This window comes from Pseudomonas sp. BT-42-2, from assembly GCF_025847435.2.
Taxonomy (GTDB): Bacteria; Pseudomonadota; Gammaproteobacteria; order Pseudomonadales; family Pseudomonadaceae; genus Aquipseudomonas; species Aquipseudomonas urmiensis.
On sequence record NZ_JAOYTM010000011.1, the window covers coordinates 275,507 to 296,765 of the forward strand.

At 62.2% G+C, this 21,259-nt stretch carries 19 protein-coding genes and 1 pseudogene; 7 read left to right on the forward strand and 13 right to left on the reverse strand.

The window, feature by feature from the left end; genetic code table 11:
* Window positions 1-1,353 carry a 3-oxoacyl-ACP reductase gene (locus tag OIU19_RS14605; protein WP_264235590.1) on the reverse strand — a complete coding sequence of 451 codons (1,353 nt, stop codon included), beginning with the start codon at window positions 1,351-1,353 and terminating at the stop codon, window positions 1-3.
* A gap of 118 nt (window positions 1,354-1,471) precedes the next feature.
* Here OIU19_RS14605 and OIU19_RS14610 point away from each other — a divergent pair, with 118 nt between their 5' ends.
* Both OIU19_RS14610 and OIU19_RS14615 read left to right on the forward strand, forming a co-directional pair.
* Window positions 1,472-2,749 carry an acetyl-CoA C-acetyltransferase gene (locus OIU19_RS14610; protein ID WP_264235591.1) on the forward strand — a complete coding sequence of 426 codons (1,278 nt, stop codon included), beginning with the start codon at window positions 1,472-1,474 and terminating at the stop codon, window positions 2,747-2,749.
* Window positions 2,750-2,837: 88 nt separating this feature from the next.
* Complete coding sequence (locus tag OIU19_RS14615; protein ID WP_264235592.1) at window positions 2,838-3,626, forward strand: helix-turn-helix transcriptional regulator; 789 nt, start codon at window positions 2,838-2,840, stop codon at window positions 3,624-3,626.
* 3 nt (window positions 3,627-3,629) lie between these two features.
* Here the strand turns inward: OIU19_RS14615 and OIU19_RS14620 are convergent, their stop codons facing one another.
* The 5 genes and pseudogenes from OIU19_RS14620 to OIU19_RS14640 all read right to left on the reverse strand — a co-directional run bounded on the left by OIU19_RS14620 (window position 3,630) and on the right by OIU19_RS14640 (window position 9,017).
* Window positions 3,630-4,397 (reverse strand): methyl-accepting chemotaxis protein, encoded by a 768-nt coding sequence (locus OIU19_RS14620; protein ID WP_372353319.1) that lies wholly within the window; start codon window positions 4,395-4,397, stop codon window positions 3,630-3,632.
* A 90-nt stretch (window positions 4,398-4,487) separates the two neighbouring features.
* A pseudogene (locus tag OIU19_RS14625) lies at window positions 4,488-5,576 on the reverse strand (sensor histidine kinase); the annotation flags it as partial.
* A gap of 200 nt (window positions 5,577-5,776) precedes the next feature.
* Complete coding sequence (gene cueR / locus OIU19_RS14630) at window positions 5,777-6,181, reverse strand: Cu(I)-responsive transcriptional regulator (RefSeq protein WP_186555497.1); 405 nt, start codon at window positions 6,179-6,181, stop codon at window positions 5,777-5,779.
* On the reverse strand, window positions 6,178-8,577 hold the full coding sequence (locus OIU19_RS14635) for a heavy metal translocating P-type ATPase (RefSeq protein WP_264235597.1): 2,400 nt from the start codon (window positions 8,575-8,577) through the stop codon (window positions 6,178-6,180). The genes cueR and OIU19_RS14635 overlap by 4 nt, the downstream gene beginning before the upstream one ends.
* 53 nt (window positions 8,578-8,630) lie before the next feature.
* Entirely contained in the window at window positions 8,631-9,017 is a 387-nt protein-coding gene (locus tag OIU19_RS14640) for a hypothetical protein (RefSeq protein ID WP_264235598.1), read from the reverse strand.
* A gap of 146 nt (window positions 9,018-9,163) precedes the next feature.
* On the opposite strand from OIU19_RS14640, the gene OIU19_RS14645 reads away from it, so the two are divergent.
* The gene (locus tag OIU19_RS14645; RefSeq protein WP_264235599.1) at window positions 9,164-9,361 is read left to right on the forward strand and encodes a heavy-metal-associated domain-containing protein; all 198 of its coding nucleotides are present in this window, start codon (window positions 9,164-9,166) and stop codon (window positions 9,359-9,361) included.
* Between the two features lie 106 nt (window positions 9,362-9,467).
* Complete coding sequence (locus tag OIU19_RS14650) at window positions 9,468-10,649, forward strand: multidrug effflux MFS transporter (RefSeq protein WP_264235600.1); 1,182 nt, start codon at window positions 9,468-9,470, stop codon at window positions 10,647-10,649.
* Here OIU19_RS14650 and OIU19_RS14655 read toward each other — a convergent pair.
* Window positions 10,600-10,797 (reverse strand): hypothetical protein, encoded by a 198-nt coding sequence (locus tag OIU19_RS14655; protein ID WP_264235601.1) that lies wholly within the window; start codon window positions 10,795-10,797, stop codon window positions 10,600-10,602. The genes OIU19_RS14650 and OIU19_RS14655 overlap by 50 nt on opposite strands.
* Before the next feature lie 601 nt (window positions 10,798-11,398).
* Between OIU19_RS14655 and OIU19_RS14660 the strand changes: the two genes are divergently transcribed.
* Window positions 11,399-12,115, forward strand: a complete 717-nt coding sequence (locus OIU19_RS14660; protein WP_264235603.1) for a helix-turn-helix transcriptional regulator — start codon at window positions 11,399-11,401, stop codon at window positions 12,113-12,115.
* 29 nt (window positions 12,116-12,144) lie between these two features.
* Here OIU19_RS14660 and OIU19_RS14665 read toward each other — a convergent pair whose 3' ends face one another.
* The 6 genes from OIU19_RS14665 to OIU19_RS14690 form a co-directional block, all read right to left on the reverse strand.
* Window positions 12,145-13,092: an adenosine deaminase gene (locus tag OIU19_RS14665; RefSeq protein ID WP_264235605.1), complete on the reverse strand. Its 948-nt coding sequence runs from the start codon at window positions 13,090-13,092 to the stop codon at window positions 12,145-12,147.
* 83 nt (window positions 13,093-13,175) lie between these two features.
* A complete protein-coding gene (locus tag OIU19_RS14670) occupies window positions 13,176-14,531 on the reverse strand; it encodes an 8-oxoguanine deaminase (RefSeq protein ID WP_264235606.1) in 1,356 nt (451 codons plus the stop codon).
* Window positions 14,532-14,651: 120 nt separating this feature from the next.
* Window positions 14,652-15,338: an SDR family oxidoreductase gene (locus OIU19_RS14675; protein ID WP_264235607.1), complete on the reverse strand. Its 687-nt coding sequence runs from the start codon at window positions 15,336-15,338 to the stop codon at window positions 14,652-14,654.
* A gap of 407 nt (window positions 15,339-15,745) precedes the next feature.
* Entirely contained in the window at window positions 15,746-16,330 is a 585-nt protein-coding gene (locus tag OIU19_RS14680) for a YigZ family protein (RefSeq protein ID WP_264235608.1), read from the reverse strand.
* A 9-nt stretch (window positions 16,331-16,339) separates the two neighbouring features.
* The gene (locus OIU19_RS14685; RefSeq protein ID WP_186555488.1) at window positions 16,340-17,002 is read right to left on the reverse strand and encodes a TetR/AcrR family transcriptional regulator; all 663 of its coding nucleotides are present in this window, start codon (window positions 17,000-17,002) and stop codon (window positions 16,340-16,342) included.
* Window positions 17,003-17,072: 70 nt separating this feature from the next.
* Window positions 17,073-17,990: a LysR family transcriptional regulator gene (locus tag OIU19_RS14690; protein ID WP_264235609.1), complete on the reverse strand. Its 918-nt coding sequence runs from the start codon at window positions 17,988-17,990 to the stop codon at window positions 17,073-17,075.
* 118 nt (window positions 17,991-18,108) lie between these two features.
* Between OIU19_RS14690 and OIU19_RS14695 the strand changes: the two genes are divergently transcribed.
* Window positions 18,109-19,455: an aspartate aminotransferase family protein gene (locus OIU19_RS14695; protein ID WP_264235610.1), complete on the forward strand. Its 1,347-nt coding sequence runs from the start codon at window positions 18,109-18,111 to the stop codon at window positions 19,453-19,455.
* A 69-nt stretch (window positions 19,456-19,524) separates the two neighbouring features.
* Entirely contained in the window at window positions 19,525-21,018 is a 1,494-nt protein-coding gene (locus OIU19_RS14700; protein ID WP_186555485.1) for a CoA-acylating methylmalonate-semialdehyde dehydrogenase, read from the forward strand.
* Window positions 21,019-21,259 lie beyond the last annotated feature (241 nt).

The window sequence follows — 21,259 nt, forward strand, 5'->3', positions numbered from 1 at the left end:
TCAGGCTCCCATCAAGGCCTGGCCACACACCCGCAGGACCTGGCCATTGACGGCACCGGAGCCGGGTTGGCTGAGCCAGGCGATTGCCTCGGCGACATCCTGGGGGCGACCTCCCTGGCCCAGCGAGCTCAGACGCCTGCCAGCCTCGCGCAAGCCCATGGGCATGGCGGCGGTCATGTGCGTCTCGATAAAACCTGGGGCCACGGCGTTGATGCTGGCGCCGCGCTCAGCCAGCTTTGGCGCCCACGCCTGGGCGAGGCCGATCAGGCCGGCCTTGCTAGCCGCATAGTTGGCCTGGCCACGATTGCCGGCGATGCCGCTGACCGAAGCCAGCAGGGTGATGCGAGCCTGCTCGCCCAGAGTACCTGCGTCAAACAGTGCCTGAGTCAGAACCTGCGGCGCCTTGAGATTGACTGCCATGACTGCGTCCCAGTATTCGGGCGTCATGTTGGCCAGGGTTTTGTCGCGGGTGATGCCGGCGTTGTGCACAACGATGTCGATGCCGTCGGGCAGGGCTTTGATCAATTGTGCAGCGGCATCATTGGCGCAGATATCCAGCGCCAGTGCCCGGCCGCCCAAGCGGGCGGCGAGGCCATCAAGGTCCTTCTGCGCCTGGGGAACGTCGAGCAGCACCACATCGGCGCCATCTCGGGCCAGGGTTTCGGCGATAGAGGCGCCGATGCCGCGAGCGGCACCGGTCACCAGCGCCCGCCGTCCCGCCAGTGGTCGGGTCCAGTCCTGGACCTGGCTGGCGCAGGCTTCCAAGCGCAGCACCTGGCCGGAAACAAACGCGCTTTTAGGCGAAAGGAAGAAACGCAGGGCGCCTTCGAGTTGATCCTCAGCCTGCGGGCTGACATACAACAGCTGCGCGGTGGCGCCATTGCGCAGCTCTTTGCCCAATGAGCGGCTGAAACCTTCCAACGCGCGTTGGGCGACGCTGGCCAGCGGGTCATCGATGCGCTCGGGGGCGCGACCAAGAATCACCACGTGGGCGCAGGGGGCCAGGCTGCGCAGCAGCGGCTGGAAAAATTCTCGCAACTGGCTGAGCTGGTCGCTGTCGGACAAGTGACTGGCATCGAACACCACCGCCTTGAGCTTCGGTCCAAGCCCTGCGACCCAGGCCGGTGCTTGCAAGTCGTTGCCGGCAAAGCTGTAGAGCTCATCGGTCAGGCGCGGCGCAATGGCTTCAAGCTGGTTCGCCAAAGGCCCGCCGCCCAGCACCAGGGCGCCCTCTACCGGGCGCAGCCGGCCTGCCTGCCAGCGCTCCAGCGGTGCCGGGTGCGGCAGGCCCAGAGCGTCGACCAGGCGGCGGCCGAGGTTGGAGTTGGCAAAGCCGAGATAGCGATCACTCATGTGCGGGTCTCCCTGAAGGCAAGCATGCAAGTGTGGACCAAGTTTATGTAACGGTCGTTCGAATGCTTTAAAAAGACCTAGGCTGTACGGATCAAATTGTTTCAGGAGGAACCTACACATGCGTTCACCTCGCCGGGTCGCGATCCTGGGTGGCAACCGAATTCCCTTCGCCCGTTCCAACGGCGCCTATGCCAACGCCAGTAACCAGGCGATGCTGACTGCCGCCCTCGAAGGCCTGATCGAGCGCTACCGCCTGCATGGCCTGCGTTTGGGCGAAGTGGTCGCAGGCGCTGTGCTCAAAGCCTCGCGTGACATGAACCTGTCCCGCGAGTGCGTGCTAGGCTCGCGCTTGTCCGCGCAAACCCCTGCCTATGACATCCAGCAGGCCTGTGGCACCGGTCTGGAGGCCGCCTTGCTGGTGGCTAACAAGATCGCCCTGGGGCAGATCGACAGCGGCATCGCAGGCGGCGTGGACACCACCTCCGATGCGCCAATCGGGGTTAACGAAGGCTTGCGGCGTATCTTGCTGCAGGCCAACCGCGGCAAGAGCCTGGGCGAGCGGCTCAAACCGTTTTTAAAGTTGCGACCAGGACACCTGAAACCTGAATTGCCGCGCAACGGCGAGCCGCGTACCGGGCTGTCGATGGGCGAGCATTGCGAGCGTATGGCGCAGACCTGGCAGATCGAGCGGGCGGCGCAGGATGAGTTGGCTTTGCTCAGCCACCAGAACCTGGCCGCGTCCTTTGCCGAGGGCTGGCACGATGACCTGCTCACCCCCTACTCGGGCCTGAGCCGGGATAACAACCTGCGCACGGATCTCACGCTGGAACAGTTGGCCAAGCTCAAGCCGTCGTTCGATCGCAGCGGTCTGGGCACGCTGACGCCAGGCAACTCGACGCCGCTGACAGATGGTGCTTCGCTGGTATTGCTCGGTAGCGAGCAGTGGGCCGAGCAGCAGGGGTTGTCGGTGCTGGCCTATCTGGTCGATGGCGAGACCGCGGCCGTGGATTTCGTCAAAGGCCAGGAGGGGCTGCTGATGGCCCCAGCGTATGCGGTGCCACGCCTGCTGGCGCGCAATGGCCTGAGCCTGCAGGACTTTGACTATTACGAAATCCATGAGGCATTTGCCGCGCAGGTGCTGTGTACCCTCAAGGCTTGGGAAGATGAAGCGTTCTGCCGCACGCGGCTGGGGCTGGCTGCGCCGCTGGGCTCGATCGACCGCAGCAAACTCAATGTGAAGGGCAGTTCGCTGGCAGCCGGGCATCCGTTTGCCGCTACTGGCGGGCGGGTATTGGCCAATATGGCCAAGCTGCTGGCTAGCGCGGGCAAGGGGCGCGGGCTGATTTCAATTTGTGCGGCGGGTGGGCAAGGGGTTACGGCGATCGTGGAGCGCTGAGAGGCGGCGGCTTGCCCCGCGATGAGGCCGGGACTGACACCCTGGCAAACCTGATACGCTTGTCTGATCACAACTACAAGATCAGGTCATGCCGAGCATCGGACAACTTTCTGCGCCCCGTCCCATTCCGAATCTGGAGCAGTTACCCAGGCCAGTCTATGCCCGCGCCGAAAGCCTCGGCGCAGGCTCCTGGACCACCCGCCATCGCCACGACTGGGTGCAGTTTTCCTACGCGATCAGCGGCGTGCTCGGCATTTACACCAGCGACGGCAGCTATTTCGCGCCGCCGCAGTGGGGCGTGTGGATCCCTGCTGATACCGAGCATGACGTTGCCAGCTCGATGCAGGCGGAAATGCGCAGCCTTTACGTGCGGCGCGATGCCTGTCCATGGGCGCCAGATCATTGCCGAGTGCTTGAGGTAACCCCCCTGGCGCGTGAGCTGATCAAGCAGTTTTGCCTGTTGCCGGTGGAATACCCGGAAGGCGACAGCGCCGAGGCGCGTTTGGTGGCCGTGCTGCTTGACCAGCTGCAAGCGCTGCCGGAGGTGGGGTTTTCCTTGCCGCTGCCGCGTCATCCCGGGCTGCTGAAGCTGTGCAACGGGCTGATTGCCGCGCCCGACCTGCCGCAGACCCTGCAGCAATGGGCGCTGGAGCTGGGTTGCTCGGAAAAGACCCTGATGCGCCTGTTCCAGCGTGAAACGGGCCTGAGTTTTCGCAGCTGGCGCCAACGCATGCGCCTGCTGTCGTCGCTGGCCTTGCTGGAGTCGGGCGAGAACGTCACTGAAGCGGCGCTGGGCTGTGGTTATGACTCAACCTCAGCCTATATCGCCGCATTCAAGCAGCTCTTCGGTTTCACCCCCGGAGAGCTGCGGCTGTAGCGCCTAGGTGCGGAAACGCCGCACCAGGGTATCCAGCTCGTTGGACAGGCCGGCCAGGCTTTCGGAGTCCTGGCGCGCCGCATGGGCGAGCTCTGCCACCAGTTGCGCATCCCCGTGGATCTGGCTGATATGGCGGTTGATGTCTTCGGCGACCTGGTGTTGCTCTTCGGCGGCAGTGGCGATCTGGGTGTTCATGTCGCGGATGATGTCCACCGATTCGCGGATCTGGCCGAAGCTGTCGCGGGCCAGGCCAATGCGGCTGACCGACTGCTGCGAGACATCCAGGCTGGCGTGCATTTGCTGGGCGACTTCAGCGGTGCGGCTGGCCAGGTTGCCGAGCAGGCCGTCGATCTCGGCAGTGGAGTCAGCAGTGCGCTTGGCCAGGGCCCGGACTTCATCGGCGACCACGGCAAAACCACGGCCTTGCTCGCCGGCGCGGGCGGCTTCGATGGCCGCGTTGAGGGCGAGCAGGTTGGTCTGCTCGGCAATCGAACGGATGGTGCCGAGGATCGACTGGATGGCATTGCTGTCGCGTTCCAGTTGCTGGATCGACTGCGCCGATTGCTCGATTTCCTGGCTCAGACGGTCGACGCTTTGCACGGCGGCGTCGATCTGCTGCTGGCCTTCACGGGCTTGCTGCTGGCCGCTGTCGGCCGATTGTGCGGCCTGGCTGCACGAGCGGGCCACTTCGTTGGCGGTCGCGACCATTTCGTGGAAAGCAGTCGAGACCATATCCACCGCTTCGCGCTGACGTCCGGCGGCTTCGGACATGTCGGCCGACACCTGGGTCGAGCGGCTCGAGGTACTGAGGATCTTGCCGGCGGCCGAGCCAATATGCTGGATCAGGCTGCGGATGGCGCCGAGGAACTGGTTGAACCAGCTGGCCAGTTGCGCGGTTTCATCACGGCCGCGGATTTCCAGGCTGCGGGTCAGGTCGCCTTCGCCCTGGGCGATGTCTTCCAGGCCGCTGGTGACGCTGTTGATCGGGCGCACGATGAGTTTGGCGAATGCAGCGCCGACGATGGCGAACACCGCGGCCAGCACCAGAGCGATGATGCCGATCAGCCAGGTCAGGCGGGTGGTGGTTTGCATCACTTCGTCTTGCTGGATCAGACCGATGAAGGTCCAGCCCAGTTGCTCGTCAGGGTAGACGTTGGCCATGTAGCGCTCACCGTTGAGCGTCACTTCGACCAGGCCTTTGCCTGCCTTGGCCAAGTCGACATAGCCATCGCCAAAGCTCGCCAGCTGCTTGAAATTGTGGCTGGCGTCACGCGGGTCGACCATCACGTTGCCGCTGTTTTCCATCAGGATCAGGTAGCCGCTTTCGCCTAGCTTGATCTGCTTGACGATTTCGGTCAGGCCTTTGAGCGATACGTCGATGTTGACTACACCGCCGGGGTTACCCAATTGGTTGGCCACCGCGCGGACGGTGCTGACCAGCACGGCATCATCGCCGGCCCAGTAGTAGGGCGCGGTGCGCAGGGTCTTGTCAGGGTTGGCCATGGCGGTCTGGTACCACGGGCGGGTGCGTGGGTCGTAGTTGGCCATTTTCGGATCGCCAGGCCAGAAGGCGTAGCCGCCGTCCGCCAGGCCATAGGAGACATAGGCGTAGTCGGGGTGACTCTTGGCCAGGCGGCTGAAGAAGTCGAACAGCGTCTTGTCCTGGTCATTGGGGGCAATTTGCGCAGCGTCGGCGGCGAGGTGCTTTTTCACGTTGCCGTCTGCCGCGGCGATCAACGGCTGCGCGGCGAGATACTCGACGTTCTGGGTGATGCCCTGGAAGAAGATGTTCATCGCGTTGCTGACCTGACGAATCTCTCGGCTGCTGTTGTCGAGAAAATCGTCACGGGCTTCACCGCGCAGGTTGAGGACCACCAGGGTGGCCACGAGGACGATGGGCAAGCCGGCGATAACGGCAAAGGCCCAGGTCAGTTTTTGCTTGATGTTCATCCACGCTCCCGAAATTTTTCTTGTCGATGCATGAGGCAGGTACTAGGGCATCGGCAGGATTCGGGATTGTTGTAGAAAAAAGCCCGTATTTATTGGGCGAGGGCGGGTTTGGTGACTATTCGGTCGTGTCAGGGCTAATATGGCATACCAAAATCAGGCTGTGCGGTGCTGGGGCCGCGAAGCGACCCCTTTTGTACACGTCAGTGGCAACAGCTTTTGCCATTGGCCAGATCCTTGAGGATCGGACAGTCCGGCCGGTCGTCGCCCTGGCAGTGGGCGACCAGCTCGCTCAAGGTATCGCGCAGGCTCACCAACTCTTCGATCCGCTGGTTCAGGGCCTGGATATGCTCGGTGGCCAGCGCCTTGACGTCGGCGCTGGCACGTTGCCGGTCCTGCCACAGGGTGAGCAGTTTCGCCACCTCATCGAGCGAGAACCCCAAGTCGCGGGAGCGTTTGATGAAGGCCAGGCTGTGCAAATCTTCTTGCTGGTACAGCCGATAACCACTGTCGCTGCGCTGAGCCGGCTTGAGCAAGCCAATCGACTCGTAGTAGCGAATCATCTTGGTACTCAGCCCACTGCGGCGGGCTGCCTGGCCGATGTTCATGGTGCCTCCTGCTGGTCGTCGCTAGGTTTCCAGGTCTTCAGCCACAGGGCATTGCTCACTACGCTGACACTCGACAGCGCCATGGCCGCGCCGGCCAGTACCGGATTGAGCAGACCAAAGGCAGCCAGCGGAATGCCGATCAGGTTGTAGATGAAGGCCCAGAACAGATTCTGACGGATTTTCGCGTAGGTCTTGCGGCTGATTTCCAGCGCCGCTGGCACCAGCCGTGGGTCGCCGCGCATCAGGGTGATGCCCGCCGCCTGCATGGCCACATCGGTGCCACCGCCCATGGCAATGCCGATATCGGCGGCGGCCAGGGCCGGGGCGTCGTTGATGCCATCGCCGACCATCGCGACCACGCCGTCGCGTTTGAGCTGGCCGACCGTGGCGGCTTTGTCGGCTGGCAGCACTTCAGCGTGCACATCATCGATGCCCAGTGCCTCGGCGACCACTTTGGCACTGCCGCGGTTGTCGCCGGTCAGCAAGTGGCTGCTGATACCTTTGCCATGCAAGGCGCGAATGGCGTATTCGGCGCCGGGCTTGAGGCTGTCGCCGAAGGCGAACAGCCCCAGCACCTGGGGTTTAGGGGCCTGTTCGATGAGCCACGACAGGGTGCGGCCTTCGGCCTCCCAGGCCTGCGCCTTGCTGGCCAGGTCGCCCGCGTGCAGCCCGCTTTCATCGAGCAGACGGCGGTTACCCAGCGCCAGTTGGCGATGTTCCACATGACCGGCGATCCCACGCCCGGTCAGCGACTGGCTGTCGCTGACTTGCGGCACCATCAGGCCCTGCTCGCTGCAGGCATCGAGCACCGCCTTGGCCAGCGGATGCTCGCTGCCGCGCTGCAGGGCACCGGCCAGGCGCAGCAGGTCGGCGTTGTCACCCACCGCAGCCTGGCTATGGACGATGCGCGGGCTGCCGGAGGTGAGTGTGCCAGTCTTGTCGAACACCACCCGGTTGACGGCGTGGGCGCGTTCCAGCGCCTCGGCGTCCTTGATCAGGATGCCGTGCCGGGCCGCGACACCGGTGCCGGCCATGATCGCTGCCGGAGTGGCCAAGCCGAGTGCGCAAGGGCAAGCAATGACCAGTACGGCGACGGCGTTGATCAACGCGGTTTCGATCGGTGCGCCGGCCCACCACCAGCCGAGCAGGGTGAACAGGGCGATCACCAGTACTGCCGGGACGAACACCTGGCTGACCCGATCGACCAGCTTCTGGATCGGCGCCTTGGCCGCCTGGGCATCTTCGACCAGGCGAATGATGCGCGCCAGTACGGTTTCCGTGCCCAGGGCCAGGGTCCGCACCAACAGCCGGCCTTCGCCGTTGATGGCGCCGCCGGTGACGTGGTCGCCGGGCTGCTTGGGCACGGGCAGGCTTTCGCCGCTGATCAACGCTTCGTCGGCGTGGCTGCTGCCTTCGAGCACTTGGCCATCGACTGGGAAGCGTTCACCCGGCTTGACCAGGACTAGGTCGTCCAGGCGCAATTGGCTGATGGCCACGTCTTCCTCACGGCCATCGACCACCCTCAGCGCACGATCCGGCCGTAGCGCTTCAAGTGCACGAATGGCGCTAGCGGTCTGGCGTTTGGCGCGGCTTTCCAGGTACTTGCCGAGCAATACCAGGGCGATGACCACCGCCGAGGCTTCGAAATACAGGTGTGGCGCGACGCCCGCTTCGGCCCTGGCCCATTCATACAGGCTCAGGCCATAACCGGCACTGGTGCCCAGCGCGACCAATAGGTCCATGTTACCGGCGCCGGCTCGTACTGCTTTCCAGGCGGCCACGTAGAAGCGAGCGCCGAGGATGAACTGCACCGGCGTGGCGAGCAGGAACTGCGCCCAGGCCGGCAGCATCCAGTGCAGGCCGAATGGCTGGACGATCATCGGCAGCACCAGCGGCAGCGCCAGTATCAGGGCTGCGCCGACTGCCAGGCGTTCTTTGCGCAAGCGCCGCTGCGCTTCGGCCTGGTCATCACGGGCGGCTTGGGGCAGCGCGGCGCTGTAGCCGGCCTGCTCGACTGCGCCGATCAGCACACTGTCGTCGACTGCCTTGAGCACTTCGATATGCGCGCGTTCGCTGGCCAGGTTGACGCTGATCTGCTCGACCCCCGGCACTTTACCCAGGGCCCGTTCGACGCGCCCAGCGCAGCTGGCGCAGGTCATGCCGCCGATCTGCAGCTCGACGCTGCGGGTGGGCACGCCGTAGCCGGCCTGACGCACGGCATCGACCAACTCAGGGAGGCTGTCGGCCGGGGCCTGGACCCGGGCCTGTTCAGTGGCGAGGTTGACGCTGACCTGCTCGGCGCCGGTGACCTTGCGCAGGGCGCGCTCGACTCGGCCGGCGCAGCTGGCACAGGTCATGCCGGAGATCGGCAGGTCGAAGATGGTGGATGCAGACATGGGCTCTCCTCCTTGGACAGGCCCTCAGCATCAACCTTGCCACACGGTCAAGGTCAATAGTCCAAACTGGCCTTGTTCAAATGCAGGCCACTGTGGTCCATGGCAATGCGGTATTTACTGATCTGCCCGGCGTGCAGGGTCAGGCGCTGGCTGTGCTGATTTTCCAGCCCCGCCGCGCAGCCCGGTGCCTGACCCGGCAATAGGCGCAGGCGGATATCCACAGGCCCTGGCGGCAGGTTGAACGAGGTCGATTGTTCTTGGAACAGACGTCCGGACAGTTGGTCATTGAGGTAGACGCCGATTTCGCAGGTGGTGGCCACTTCCAGGCGCTCTCGAGAAATGATCAGCACGCTGTAGTCCGAGTTGCCTTGGGCGCTGGCCTGGGGCACGGCGGCCAGTGCACCCATTAGTCCGACAAGGCCCAATGCTGCCTTGATCATGGTGAATCTCCTGCTTGGCAAAATCGTCAAAGGCGCAGCTTGGCCGAGCTGCGCGCGGATTTCCAGTCCGGTTGATTCACGGGCTACTTGACCTTGTCCCGATGGCAAGCTTGAAACTGCGAAAAACCCATGAGGAGACAGACCCGATGCAAGTATTCAATGTGCAAGGCATGACCTGTGGCCACTGTGTAAAGGCAGTGACAGCGGCGGTGCAGGGGCAGGATGCAGCGGCCAAGGTAGAAGTCGATTTGGCCGCCAAACAGGTGCGTGTGCAAAGCCAGGTTGGGGTTGAGCAAATTCTTGCGGCGATCCGCGATGAAGGCTATCCGGCGGAAGTTGTCTGAAGCCTGAGAGGGCCAGGGACGGCCGTTATTGTTACAAAGGTTTTCATGCTGGTGAGGTGTAGTGCAGGTAGACTAAGGCACTTGCTTAGCCAGCTATGGATTCCTGATGAACCTGCGTTTTGTGCTGATCCTGGGCGCCCTCAGTGCGTTCGGGCCGTTGGCGATTGACTTCTACCTGCCCGCCTTTCCGGCCATGGCGCAGGCTTTTGCGACTGACGAACAACATATCCAGACCACGTTAGCGGCCTATTTCCTGGGCTTGTCCATTGGACAACTGGCCTATGGCCCGGTGGCTGATCGCTTTGGCCGGCGCAAGCCACTGTTGTTTGGCGTGACCTTATTTACCTTGGCCTCGTTGGCCTGCGCCTATGCACCGAATCTGGATACCTTGATCGTCGCGCGCTTCGTCCAGGCCTTGGGCGGTTGCGCCGGCATGGTGTTGTCGCGGGCGATCGTCAGCGACAAATGTGATGCGGTAGCTTCGGCCAAGGTGTTCTCGCAACTGATGTTGGTCATGGGCTTGGCGCCGATTCTTGCGCCAATGCTGGGTGGGGTGCTGGTCAACCTGGCCGGGTGGCAATCGATCTTCCTTGCTTTGAGCCTGTTCAGTGCCGCATGCCTGTTGGCCGTGAGCTTGGGGCTGCCGGAGAGCTTCCCGGCGGGTATGCCACGTCAGCCACTCTCAGGCGCATTTCGCCAATACTGGCGTCTGTTGCGGGATCGGGTCTTCATCGGCCATGCGCTGACCGGGGGCACCGCCATTGCCGGCATGTTTGCCTACATCGCCGGCTCGCCCTTCGTGTTCATCAAGTTGTATGGCGTGCCGCCTGAGCATTACGGATGGCTGTTCGGCACCAACGCTGCCGGCTTCATCCTGATGGCACAGGTCAATGCGCGGCTGCTGGCCAAACGTGGTCCGGCATTCTTGCTGGCACGGGCGGTCTGGCTGTATCTGGCGGCGGGGTTGCTGTTGCTGGGCGTAGCGGCGTTGCGTCCCGCACAGCTTTGGCCGCTGTTGGTGCCATTGTTCGTCTGTATCGCCAGCCTGGGCTGCATCATCCCCAACGCTTCGGCCTGTGCCATGAGTGGTCAGGGCGCACGTGCCGGCAGTGCCTCGGCGTTGATGGGCTGCCTGCAGTTCAGCGTGGCCGCAGGCGCGGCAGCGTTGGTCAGCTTGCTGCACGATGGCAGTGCGGTGCCGATGGCGCTGGTTATCAGCCTGTGCGGCGCGCTGGTGGTCAGTGTCGCGATGATGACTCGGCGCTTGCAGGCCAAACATCGGGTGTAAACGAGTGGGGCGCCTGCAGGCGCGCTTCCAGCGTGGCGACAAACGCGCGCGCCTCAGCCTCACTGCGAAAACTCACCACATGCTGATCGAGCCGGACTTGCCAGGGGCAATTGGGCTGACGGTTCGACGCACTGACGACAATTTTCATCGCGGCATACCTCCAGAGATCGAGAGCGGCTCAAGTTTAGCGCTGCTGCTCGGCCTCGCCATGACTTCTAGGCGGTGTCCTGACTGGCGGTCGTGGCCGTAGCTTCTACGATCGAGCATGTCCAGTTGGGGCAGCCCTGAGGTCGAAGGGATGCATCTCATTTATGCGCTGTAATTGGGGAAGTTGCTTGTCAGTACAGTCTTCAGAGTTTTCTGACATGAGCGCCGGCTAATCTAGCTACGCCGTTGATTTGATGGATGTATTAGCCAAGTCGAGTTCCTGGCTAGCCGTAATGTTCCTGATCGGCGCCTTGTTATGGGGCGCTATACCCAACCCATTTTCGGCTATTGGCCGCCGATTGCAGGTAAATGTGCAGGCCTGCACGCGGCTTATACTGGCTGCGGCCTCTAACGGCAGCGAGAGATACTTCCCCGCCAGGGAACGGCACTGCTTTGGCTCATCTGGGCCTTGGCTACTCATGCGTGAGCGTCGCCAAATTTGGCCTACAGCCTCTGGATGCGCGCCCTTGGCAGGTGCGTTAACCGCGCTGTCGTGGTTGGCCATCGCCATCAGACGTGATCTTCCAGGGAGTTACAGGGATATGAGTGCAGTGAGTAGTATCAGCCAGATTGCCGGCCTGATGGCCGACCCCAAGCGCAGCGCCATGTTGTGGGCGCTGATCGACGGTTTGCCGCGTCCTGCCGATGAACTGGCGTCGATGATCGGCGTCACCTCCTCATCAGCCTGTGCGCACCTTACCTTGCTGTCGTCGGCTGGCTTGTTGAAGCACGAGGCGCGTGGTCGCAAACGATTTTTCCGCTTGGCCACACCGGAAGTGGGGGCCGCGGTTGAAGCCCTGGCCAGCCTGCGGCTGGATGATCTTCGGTTGCGCAACAGCCAGTTCAAACCCTTGCAGGTACCGCTGTCGATGCGCCGGGCGAGACGTTGCTCAAGTCATATGGGTGGTGAGTTGGCCGCAGAGTTGCTCGAGCGGTTGATCGCTTCCGGCTGGTTGGAAGGACACGACCAGCAACTGCGGGTGAGTCAGGAAGGGCGCGTGCAACTGGCGGCCCTTGGCGTCTACATCGAAGCGTTGGCGCAGCGACAGCAGGGCAGTTGTACTGTGTGCCACTGCAATGAATGGAGTGACCAAGGGCCTCATTTAGGCGGCAGCCTAGGGCAGGCACTGCTGAAGCTGTTCCTGCAATCGGGCTGGATACAGGAACAGGAAGGCTCCAGGGCACTGCAGATATCCCCATTAGGGATTCAGCAGATCAACCGTATCGCTCGGCTGCAGCCCACATTGCAGGTCGGTTAGGCCGCCTGCAATGCGCTGTCGCGGATAAGTCAGAGCAGCCGGGCATCCAGGCTGTTCTGAGCCAGGCGGCGGGCTTGGTCTTCGGTCATGCCCAAGTGGGTGTGAAGCGCATGGAAGTTTTCGGTGACATAGCCGCCAAAGTAGGCCGGGTCATCTGAGTTGACCGTGACTTTCACGCCGCGCTCGAGCATGTCGAGGATGTTGTGTTGGCTCATGTGGTCGAACACGCAGAGCTTGGTGTTGGACAGCGGGCAGACGGTCAGCGGGATCTGCTCATCGATGATGCGCTGCATCAGGCGTTCGTCCTCGATGGCGCGTACGCCATGGTCGATGCGCTTGATCTTCAGCAGATCCAGGGCTTCCCAGATGTACTCAGGAGGGCCTTCTTCGCCAGCGTGGGCGACCGCCACGAAGCCTTCGCTGCGGGCGCGGTCGAAGACGCGCTGGAACTTGCTCGGTGGATGGCCCTTTTCCGAGCTGTCCAGGCCAACGGCAATAAAGGCATCGCGAAACGGCAGCGCCTGGTCGAGGGTCTTTTGTGCTTCTTCTTCACTGAGGTGGCGCAAGAAACTCAGGATCAGGCCGCTGCTGATGCCCAGTTGCTCATGGCCATCCTTGAGGGCCTGGCGAATGCCGGTCAAGACCACTTCGAACGGGATGCCTCGGTCAGTGTGGGTCTGCGGGTCGAAGAACGGCTCGGTGTGGATAACGTTCTGCGCTTTGCAGCGTTGCAGGTAGGCCCAGGTCAGGTCGTAGAAATCTTGCTCGGTACGCAGGACATCAGCGCCCTGGTAGTACAGGTCGAGAAATTCCTGCAGGTTGTTGAACGCGTATGCGCTGCGCAGGGTTTCCACATCTGCCCACGGCAGGGCGATCTTGTTGCGTGCGGCCAGGGCGAACAGCAGCTCAGGCTCCAGCGAGCCCTCCAGGTGCATGTGCAGTTCCGCCTTGGGCAAGGCGTTCAGCCAGTCGTACATGTATGCAAATCTCGAATCAGGAACGGTTGGCGGTCATTCTACAGGGCCAGGCCGCGCAATGCGCCCAGCCTGGCCCTATAGCATCAACCGGCGATCAGTTGCGCCGCTGCCTGTCGGTGATTGGCGATCAGGCCTTGCACATCCAAGCCTTCGATTTGCCCATCGATCACCCGCCAATTGCCGCCAACCATGACCCGATCGGCGCGGTCGGCGCCGCACAGTAGCAGCGCCGACAGTGGGTCGTGGCTGCCGGAGAAGCGCAGTTCGTCGAGCTTGAACAAGGCCAGGTCGGCCTGCTTGCCTACTGCCAGCTGGCCAATATCGCTGCGTCCGAGCAGACGTGCCGAACCGCGCGTGGCCCAGCCCAGTGCACGCTCAGGGGTGATCTGTTCGGCGCCATAGCGCAAGCGTTGCAAGTACAGGGCCTGGCGCGCTTCAAGGATCATGTTCGAGGCATCGTTCGAGGCCGAGCCATCTACCCCCAGGCCGACTGGGGCTCCGGCGGTTTCCAGGTCGACAGTCGGGCAGATGCCGGATGCCAGGCGCATGTTGGAACTTGGGCAATGGCAAATGCCAGTACCGGCGGCGCCCAGGCGGGCGATTTCATCGGGGTTGAAATGAATGCCATGAGCCAGCCAGGTACGCGGGCCCAGCCAGCCGACGCTGTCGAGGTAATCCACAGTACGCAGGCCAAAGCGCTGCAGGCAGAAGTCCTCTTCGTCGAGGGTTTCGGCCAGGTGGGTATGCAAGCGCACGTCCAGTTCTTCGGCAAGTACGGCGCTGGCGCGCATGATTTCTGGAGTGACCGAGAACGGCGAGCAGGGCGCCAGGGCGATCTGGATCTGCGCGCCATCGCCGCGCTCATGGTAGCTGTGGATAAGTCGCTGGCTGTCGGCCAGGATCACTTCGCCCTGTTGCACCGTCTGTTGTGGTGGCAGGCCGCCATCGTCCTCACCCAGGCTCATCGAGCCGCGCGTGAGCATGGCGCGCATGCCCAGTTTGCGCACTGCCTCGACCTGTACGTCGATGGCGTTGTCCAGGCCCTGAGGGAATAGGTAATGGTGATCAGCCGCAGTGGTGCAGCCCGACAGCAGCAATTCGGCCAAGGCGACCTGGCTGGCCAGCTCCAGCTTGGCCGGGGTCAGCCGCGCCCACACTGGGTACAGGGTCTTCAGCCAGGGGAACAGGGGTTGGTTGACCACCGGCGCCCAGGCGCGGGTCAGGGTCTGGTAGAAGTGGTGATGGGTGTTGATTAGGCCGGGCAGGATGACGTGCTCGCGGGCATCGAAAACCTGATCGCAGGGCGCGCTGGGGCTCTCGCCGAGGGCTAGAAGTTGAGTGATGCGGCCGTCTTCGATGACCAGTCCGCCGCGTGCGTCGGCGTCGTTGGCAGTGAAGATGGCAAGGGGGGATTTCAACCAGGTACGGGTCGCAGGCATGGTGCCGGCTCCTCTGAAAGTGGGTTCAGGTAAGCCAGCTCAGTTTTGCCCTGTCTGCTGATCCAGGTTCGCCGCGGGGGCGAGGCGTCGAGTCTACTGCCTCGCCCGCCGGCTTTCAATTCACCAGATGAGGGCTTCGCCTTTGTAGTTGATGAAGCGCAGGCCACCATTACCGCTTTGCGCCTTGATCTGCTCAAGCATGCCGCGGGTGCTGGTGAGCACGTCGATCTCGGCGTTTTCGCCGCCCATGGCAGTCTTCACCCAACCTGGGTGCATGGCCAGCACGCTGAGGTCGGGGCGCTGCAGCTCGACCGCGAAGCTGTTGATCATCGAGTTCAGCGCGGCCTTGCTGGCTTTGTACAGAGGGATCTCGCCGCCATCGGGAATGGTTACGCTGCCGAGGATCGAGCTCATGAAGGCCAGCACGCCATTGCCTTCGCGCAACTGGTCAGCCAGGCGCCGGGCGACCCTGATCGGCGCCACGGCGTTGGTCATGAACAGATCGCCAATCTGCTGGCTGCTTACCGCTTCCAGATCCTGCGGCAACGGCCCCATCACACCGGCATTGACGAACAACAGATCCAGCACCTGGCCATGCAGGCGCTGTTGCAGTGCATCCAACTGCTCGGTGTCGTTCATTTCCAGGGTTTCGATCTGTACCCCGGCAATAGTGCCCAGCTCGCCGGGGTTCTGCGCATCGCGCACGGTAGCGATGATGTTCCAGCCATCTTCGTGCAGGCGCTGCACCAGACCCAGGCCCAGGCCACGCGAGGCGCCGATGATCAAGGCTGTCTTGTTTGCAGGCATTTCGATACTCCTTCACAAAAGGGGGGCGTGTTAGCGGCCGTTACCGGAATTCGCAGCGTAGCTGCTGCACATTGCCCAGTCGCTGTTCCCGATGCACGGCTGATTAAAAAATGTACAGTTGGCCGGGAAGCTTACGGCGTCAGCTCCAAGCCAGATGGTTCACGGGTTATCCACAGGCTCCTCCACAGTATTTGTGTGCAAGCCCAAGCCTGTGAATTAGTGGGGCCTAGCGAGCTGAAATCCCTGCTGGTTGGGGATAACTAACTGAAATATGGTCATTTGCATGACCGTCATGAAAATGTGATCAAAATATGCTCAATGGCTCGGATGCCTTGTGATTCGTGGCTTGCACGAGAGTGCCCCAAGCTTATCCACAGGCAGGCCCACAGTAGTTGTGGGCAAACGCTTCAGCAGGGTTGCAGCAGGATCCGTCCACGACTGAGGTCGGCCAGCTGGCGTTGCAGTGCATCAAGATGCGCTGCGCCCACCGCCAGCTGCAAATCTACGCCATTGGCGGTGAACTGCTCATCGAGTACCAGCCCGTCGACTTCGGCCAAGCGCAACTTGAGTAGCGCAAGTTCGCTGAAGCTGCAGCTGCAGCGATACTCGCTGCGCTGCACCAACAAGCGTTTGGGCGCCTGTTGCAGGCATTTGTTCGCCCCGCCGCCATAAGCTCGGGCCAGGCCGCCGGTACCCAGTTGAATGCCGCCGTACCAACGAATCACCAACACCACCACCTGATCGCAATCCTGGGCTTCGATGGCCGCGAGTATGGGGCGGCCAGCGGTGCCGCCGGGTTCGCCGTCGTCGCTGCTGCGGTATTGGTCACCCAGCTTCCAGGCCCAACAGTTATGAGTCGCGGCCAGATCACTGTGGCGTTCGATGAAGCTCATCGCCTCGGCGGCGCTGCTGATCGGGCCGGCGAGGGTGATGAAACGGCTCTTGCGGATCTCTTCACGAAACTCGCAAAGCTCGAGCAGGGTAGAAAGCATAAGTCCGGGTCAGGCAGGCGAGTGAATGCCGCAGCCTTTAAGAATGATGTGGATAAGGTTGTTGCTGGCATCTTCCATGTCTTGCTTGGTCAGGCGGCTTCGGCCGGTAACCTGGCAGATCTGCGTGGAGAAGTCGGCATAGTGCTGGGTACTGCCCCACAGCAGGAAGATCAGGTGCACCGGGTCGACCGGGTCCATCTTGCCGGCGTCGATCCAGGCTTGGAACACGGCGGCGCGGCCGCGGAACCACTCACGGTAGTCGGCGCTGAAGTACTCGCTCAGGCATTCGCCGCCGCTGATCACTTCCATCGCGAAGATTCGCGAGGCCTGAGGGTTGCGGCGCGAGAACTCCATCTTGGTGCGGATGTACTGGCTCAATGCCGGGCCTGGATCGTCATCGACGCTCAGGGCGTTGAAGGTGCTGTCCCACAATTCGATGATATTGCTCAAAACCGCGATGTACAGGCCCAGCTTGTTGGTGAAGTAATAATGCAGGTTGGCCTTGGGCAAGCCGGCTTTCAAGGCGATGGTGTTCATGCTGGTGCCCTTGAAGCCGTGGCGGGCGAACTCGTCTTCGGCGGCCTGGATGATGGCCTGTTCGTTCTTCTGGCGAATGCGGCCAGCGGGCTTGCCCGAGGCGGAGAGGCGATGCGCAGGGACTTCTAGGGTCATGGACGATTCCGTGCCAGTCGGAGTAAACGGATGTCCGACAGATTACCTGCCTGTGCCGAAGTGACAAGCATTAGCGTGTCGCCGCCAGGCTTTCCAGGAAACTTTCCAATACAAGATTTGGCCGGCGCCCTTTACGCGTTACCCAACTCAGGCTCAATTCGTAGTGGCGTTGGGACGGTTTGAGTGCCCGCAGGCGCCCCTGCTGGACCCAGAAGCTGGCGTAGTGGTCGGGCAGGTAGCCAATAAAGCGCCCGGTCAGGATCAGAAACGCCATGCCTTCGCGGTCCGAGGCACTCGCCGTGCAGTGCAAGGCCTGATAATGCGCCTGGATGTCGGCTGGCAGGCGGAAGGTTGGGGCGATGGCATCCTGACTATTCAAGCGCTCGTCGTCGATCTTCTGGTCTTCGGCGTAGAACAGTGGGTGGCCCACCGCGCAGTACAGCAGCGAACGCTCACTATACAGCGGTTGGTATTCCAGGCCTGACAGCGGACTGGTCTGCGGCACCACGCCGACATGCAGGCTGCCATCGAGCACGCCTTGTTCGACCTGGCTCGGGGCGATCATGCGAATCTGGATACGCACGTCCGGCCCGCGGTCCTTGAGTTCGGCCAAGGCATGGGTAATGCGCATGTGCGGCAGGGTCACCAGGTTGTCGGTGAGGCCGATGTTCAGTTCACCGCGCAGATGCTGGTGCAGGCCATTGACCTCGGTGCGGAAGGTTTCGATGGCGCTGAGCAGTTGCAGGGCCGAATGGTAGACATCGCGGCCTTCCTCGGTCAGCGAGAACCCGGCGCGACCGCGCTGGCACAGGCGCAGGCCGAGGCGCTGTTCAAGATCGCTCATTTGCTGGCTGATCGCCGAGCGGCCGATGCCCAGGACATTCTCTGCTGCCGAGAAACCGCCGCACTCGACCACGCTGCGGTAGATCTTCAACAGGCGGATGTCGAAATCACTGACCTGGGCGAGGGGATCGGGGCGTCGGCTCATTAGTTTAGTCCGCTGCTAACTTAAGATTAGAAATGTTGGCTTTTCTAGACTTTATCCGCGTGACAAGTTAGCTGCAACAACACACATCGTTGCCTAATCGTCTTCCGAGGAACCGCCGATGAACATGCCCGAAACCGCGCCTTCCGGTATCGCCAGCCAGCTCAAGCTGGACGCCCACTGGATGCCGTACACCGCCAACCGTAACTTCCAGCGCGACCCCCGGTTGATCGTGGCCGCCGAAGGCAGCTACCTGGTCGACGACAAGGGCCGCAAGATCTTCGACGCCCTGTCTGGTCTGTGGACCTGCGGCGCCGGGCATACTCGCAAGGAAATCACCGAGGCAGTCGCCCGCCAGGTCGGCGTGCTGGACTACTCGCCGGCGTTTCAGTTCGGCCACCCGCTGTCGTTCCAGCTGGCAGAAAAAATTACCGCGCTGACCCCGGGTGATCTGAACCATGTGTTCTTCACCAACTCGGGTTCCGAATGCGCCGACACCGCGCTGAAGATGGTGCGTGCCTACTGGCGCCTCAAGGGGCAGGCGACCAAGACCAAGATCATTGGCCGTGCCCGTGGCTATCACGGTGTGAACATCGCCGGCACCAGCCTGGGCGGCGTCAATGGCAACCGCAAGATGTTCGGCCAGTTGCTGGATGTCGATCACCTGCCGCACACCGTGCTGCCGGTCAACGCCTACTCCAAGGGCTTGCCGGAGGAGGGCGGTATTGCCCTGGCCGACGAGATGCTCAAGCTGATCGAGCTGCATGACGCCTCGAACATCGCTGCCGTGATCGTCGAGCCGCTGGCAGGCTCGGCCGGCGTACTGCCGCCACCGAAGGGCTATCTGAAGCGGCTGCGCGAGATCTGCACGCAGCACAACATCCTGCTGATCTTCGACGAAGTGATCACCGGTTTCGGTCGCATGGGCGCCATGACGGGTGCTGAAGCGTTCGGTGTGACTCCGGACTTGATGTGCATCGCCAAGCAGGTCACCAACGGTGCGATTCCGATGGGCGCGGTGATCGCGACCAGCGAGATCTACCAGACCTTCATGAACCAGCCGACCCCGGAATACGCCGTGGAATTCCCGCATGGCTATACCTATTCCGCGCACCCGGTGGCATGCGCTGCGGGCATTGCCGCGCTGGACCTGTTGCAGAAGGAAAACCTGGTGCAGTCGGCCGCCGAGCTGGCACCGCACTTCGAGAAGCTGCTGCACGGCGTCAAGGGCAGCAAGAATATCGTCGACATCCGTAACTACGGCCTGGCCGGTGCGATCCAGATCGCCGCACGCGATGGCGATGCCATTGTCCGTCCATATGAAGTGGCGATGAAGCTGTGGCAGAAAGGCTTCTATGTCCGCTACGGCGGTGACACCCTGCAGTTCGGGCCGACCTTCAACACCCAGCCGCAAGAGCTCGATCGTTTGTTCGACGCGGTGGGCGAGACCCTGAACCAGATCGACTGATCTTTTCGACTTCGACGGCAGGCGCGCACAGCCGCGCCTGTTTCATCTTTCTTGTTTCTGGAGTTATGCATGAGCATCGTTCAGCACCTGATCAATGGCGAGCTGGTTACCAAGGGCGAGCGCACCGCCGATGTTTTCAATCCTTCCACCGGCCAGGCCGTGCGCAAGGTCGAGTTGGCCAGCCGGGCTACCGTGCAAGAGGCTATCGATTCGGCCAAGGCGGCGTTCCCGGCCTGGCGTAATACGCCGCCGGCCAAACGCGCCCAGGTGATGTTCCGTTTCAAGCAACTACTTGAGCAGAACGAGGAAAAGATCTCGCAGATGATCAGCGAAGAGCACGGCAAGACCCTCGAGGACGCTGCGGGTGAGCTCAAGCGTGGCATTGAGAACGTCGAATTCGCCTGCGCGGCACCTGAAGTGCTCAAGGGCGAGTACAGCCGCAACGTCGGCCCGAACATCGATGCCTGGTCTGATTTCCAGCCGCTGGGTGTGGTTGCCGGGATTACCCCGTTCAACTTCCCGGCCATGGTTCCGCTGTGGATGTACCCGCTGGCGATCGCTTGCGGTAACGCCTTCATCCTCAAGCCATCGGAGCGCGATCCAAGCTCGACCCTGTACATCGCCCAGCTGTTGCTTGAGGCTGGCTTGCCTAAAGGCATCCTCAATGTGGTGCATGGCGACAAGGAAGCGGTCGATGCGCTGATCGAGGCACCAGAGGTGAAAGCCCTGAGTTTCGTCGGATCGACCCCGATTGCCGAGTACATCTATGCCGAAGGCACCAAGCGCGGCAAGCGCGTGCAGGCCTTGGGCGGCGCCAAGAACCACGCCGTGGTGATGCCAGACGCCGACCTGGACAACGCCGTCAGTGCACTGATGGGCGCTGCGTACGGTTCCTGTGGCGAGCGTTGCATGGCTATTTCGGTGGCGGTGTGCGTGGGTGACCAGGCCGCTGATGCACTGATCGCCAAGCTCGAACCGCAGATCAAGGCGCTGAAGATCGGTGCCGGCACCTCTTGTGGCTTGGACATGGGCCCACTGGTGACCGCCGCTGCACGTGACAAAGTGGTTGGCTATATAGATGACGGCGTTGCCGCCGGTGCCAAGCTGGTGGTCGATGGTCGTGGCTACCGGGTTTCGGGAAATGAAGATGGCTACTTTGTAGGGGGGACGCTGTTCGACAACGTCACGCCTGAAATGCGCATCTATAAAGAAGAGATCTTCGGCCCGGTGCTGTGCGTGGTTCGCGTCAACAGCCTGGAGCAGGCCATGCAGTTGATCAACGATCACGAGTATGGCAACGGCACCTGCATCTTTACCCGTGATGGCGAGGCCGCGCGGCTGTTCTGCGACGAGATCGAAGTGGGTATGGTTGGCGTCAACGTGCCGCTGCCGGTACCGGTGGCCTATCACAGCTTCGGGGGTTGGAAGCGTTCGCTGTTCGGCGACCTGCATGCCTACGGTCCGGATGGCGTGCGCTTCTATACCCGTCGCAAGGCGATCACTCAGCGCTGGCCACAGCGCAAGAGCCATGAAGCCTCGCAGTTCGCTTTCCCTAGCCTCTAACAGAGCTGGGAGAAGCGGGGAGGCCGAAGGCCTCCCCGCTTTGCTTTTAGCGCTTTAACTGCATTGCCGCTCTCTGTTGAGCCCTGCTGCACCTGTGGGAGCGGGCTCGCCCCGCGATTCTAACCCTAATTTCAACAATATTACGGTTTATTGAAATTAAGGGTTGACGGCCTCTCAGATCCCCTTATAATGCGCCCCACTTCCAGCGTAGTTGGAACGGAAAACTCCTTGATTATCAACG

What these genes read in the sequence shown, in the direction of transcription:
- OIU19_RS14660 (WP_264235603.1), top strand. Translation starts at nt 11,399, where the DNA reads ATGAGTGCAGTGAGTAGTATCAGCCAGATTGCCGGCCTGATGGCCGAC.
- OIU19_RS14615 (WP_264235592.1), top strand. Translation starts at nt 2,838, where the DNA reads ATGCCGAGCATCGGACAACTTTCTGCGCCCCGTCCCATTCCGAATCTG.
- OIU19_RS14605 (WP_264235590.1), bottom strand. Translation starts at nt 1,353, where the DNA reads ATGAGTGATCGCTATCTCGGCTTTGCCAACTCCAACCTCGGCCGCCGC.
- OIU19_RS14665 (WP_264235605.1), bottom strand. Translation starts at nt 13,092, where the DNA reads ATGTACGACTGGCTGAACGCCTTGCCCAAGGCGGAACTGCACATGCAC.
- OIU19_RS14680 (WP_264235608.1), bottom strand. Translation starts at nt 16,330, where the DNA reads ATGCTTTCTACCCTGCTCGAGCTTTGCGAGTTTCGTGAAGAGATCCGC.
- OIU19_RS14675 (WP_264235607.1), bottom strand. Translation starts at nt 15,338, where the DNA reads ATGCCTGCAAACAAGACAGCCTTGATCATCGGCGCCTCGCGTGGCCTG.
- OIU19_RS14640 (WP_264235598.1), bottom strand. Translation starts at nt 9,017, where the DNA reads ATGATCAAGGCAGCATTGGGCCTTGTCGGACTAATGGGTGCACTGGCC.
- OIU19_RS14685 (WP_186555488.1), bottom strand. Translation starts at nt 17,002, where the DNA reads ATGACCCTAGAAGTCCCTGCGCATCGCCTCTCCGCCTCGGGCAAGCCC.
- OIU19_RS14655 (WP_264235601.1), bottom strand. Translation starts at nt 10,797, where the DNA reads ATGAAAATTGTCGTCAGTGCGTCGAACCGTCAGCCCAATTGCCCCTGG.
- OIU19_RS14690 (WP_264235609.1), bottom strand. Translation starts at nt 17,990, where the DNA reads ATGAGCCGACGCCCCGATCCCCTCGCCCAGGTCAGTGATTTCGACATC.
- OIU19_RS14670 (WP_264235606.1), bottom strand. Translation starts at nt 14,531, where the DNA reads ATGCCTGCGACCCGTACCTGGTTGAAATCCCCCCTTGCCATCTTCACT.
- OIU19_RS14700 (WP_186555485.1), top strand. Translation starts at nt 19,525, where the DNA reads ATGAGCATCGTTCAGCACCTGATCAATGGCGAGCTGGTTACCAAGGGC.
- cueR (WP_186555497.1), bottom strand. Translation starts at nt 6,181, where the DNA reads ATGAACATCGGCCAGGCAGCCCGCCGCAGTGGGCTGAGTACCAAGATG.
- OIU19_RS14650 (WP_264235600.1), top strand. Translation starts at nt 9,468, where the DNA reads ATGAACCTGCGTTTTGTGCTGATCCTGGGCGCCCTCAGTGCGTTCGGG.
- OIU19_RS14695 (WP_264235610.1), top strand. Translation starts at nt 18,109, where the DNA reads ATGAACATGCCCGAAACCGCGCCTTCCGGTATCGCCAGCCAGCTCAAG.
- OIU19_RS14635 (WP_264235597.1), bottom strand. Translation starts at nt 8,577, where the DNA reads ATGTCTGCATCCACCATCTTCGACCTGCCGATCTCCGGCATGACCTGT.
- OIU19_RS14610 (WP_264235591.1), top strand. Translation starts at nt 1,472, where the DNA reads ATGCGTTCACCTCGCCGGGTCGCGATCCTGGGTGGCAACCGAATTCCC.
- OIU19_RS14645 (WP_264235599.1), top strand. Translation starts at nt 9,164, where the DNA reads ATGCAAGTATTCAATGTGCAAGGCATGACCTGTGGCCACTGTGTAAAG.
- OIU19_RS14620 (WP_372353319.1), bottom strand. Translation starts at nt 4,397, where the DNA reads ATGTCCGAAGCCGCCGGACGTCAGCGCGAAGCGGTGGATATGGTCTCG.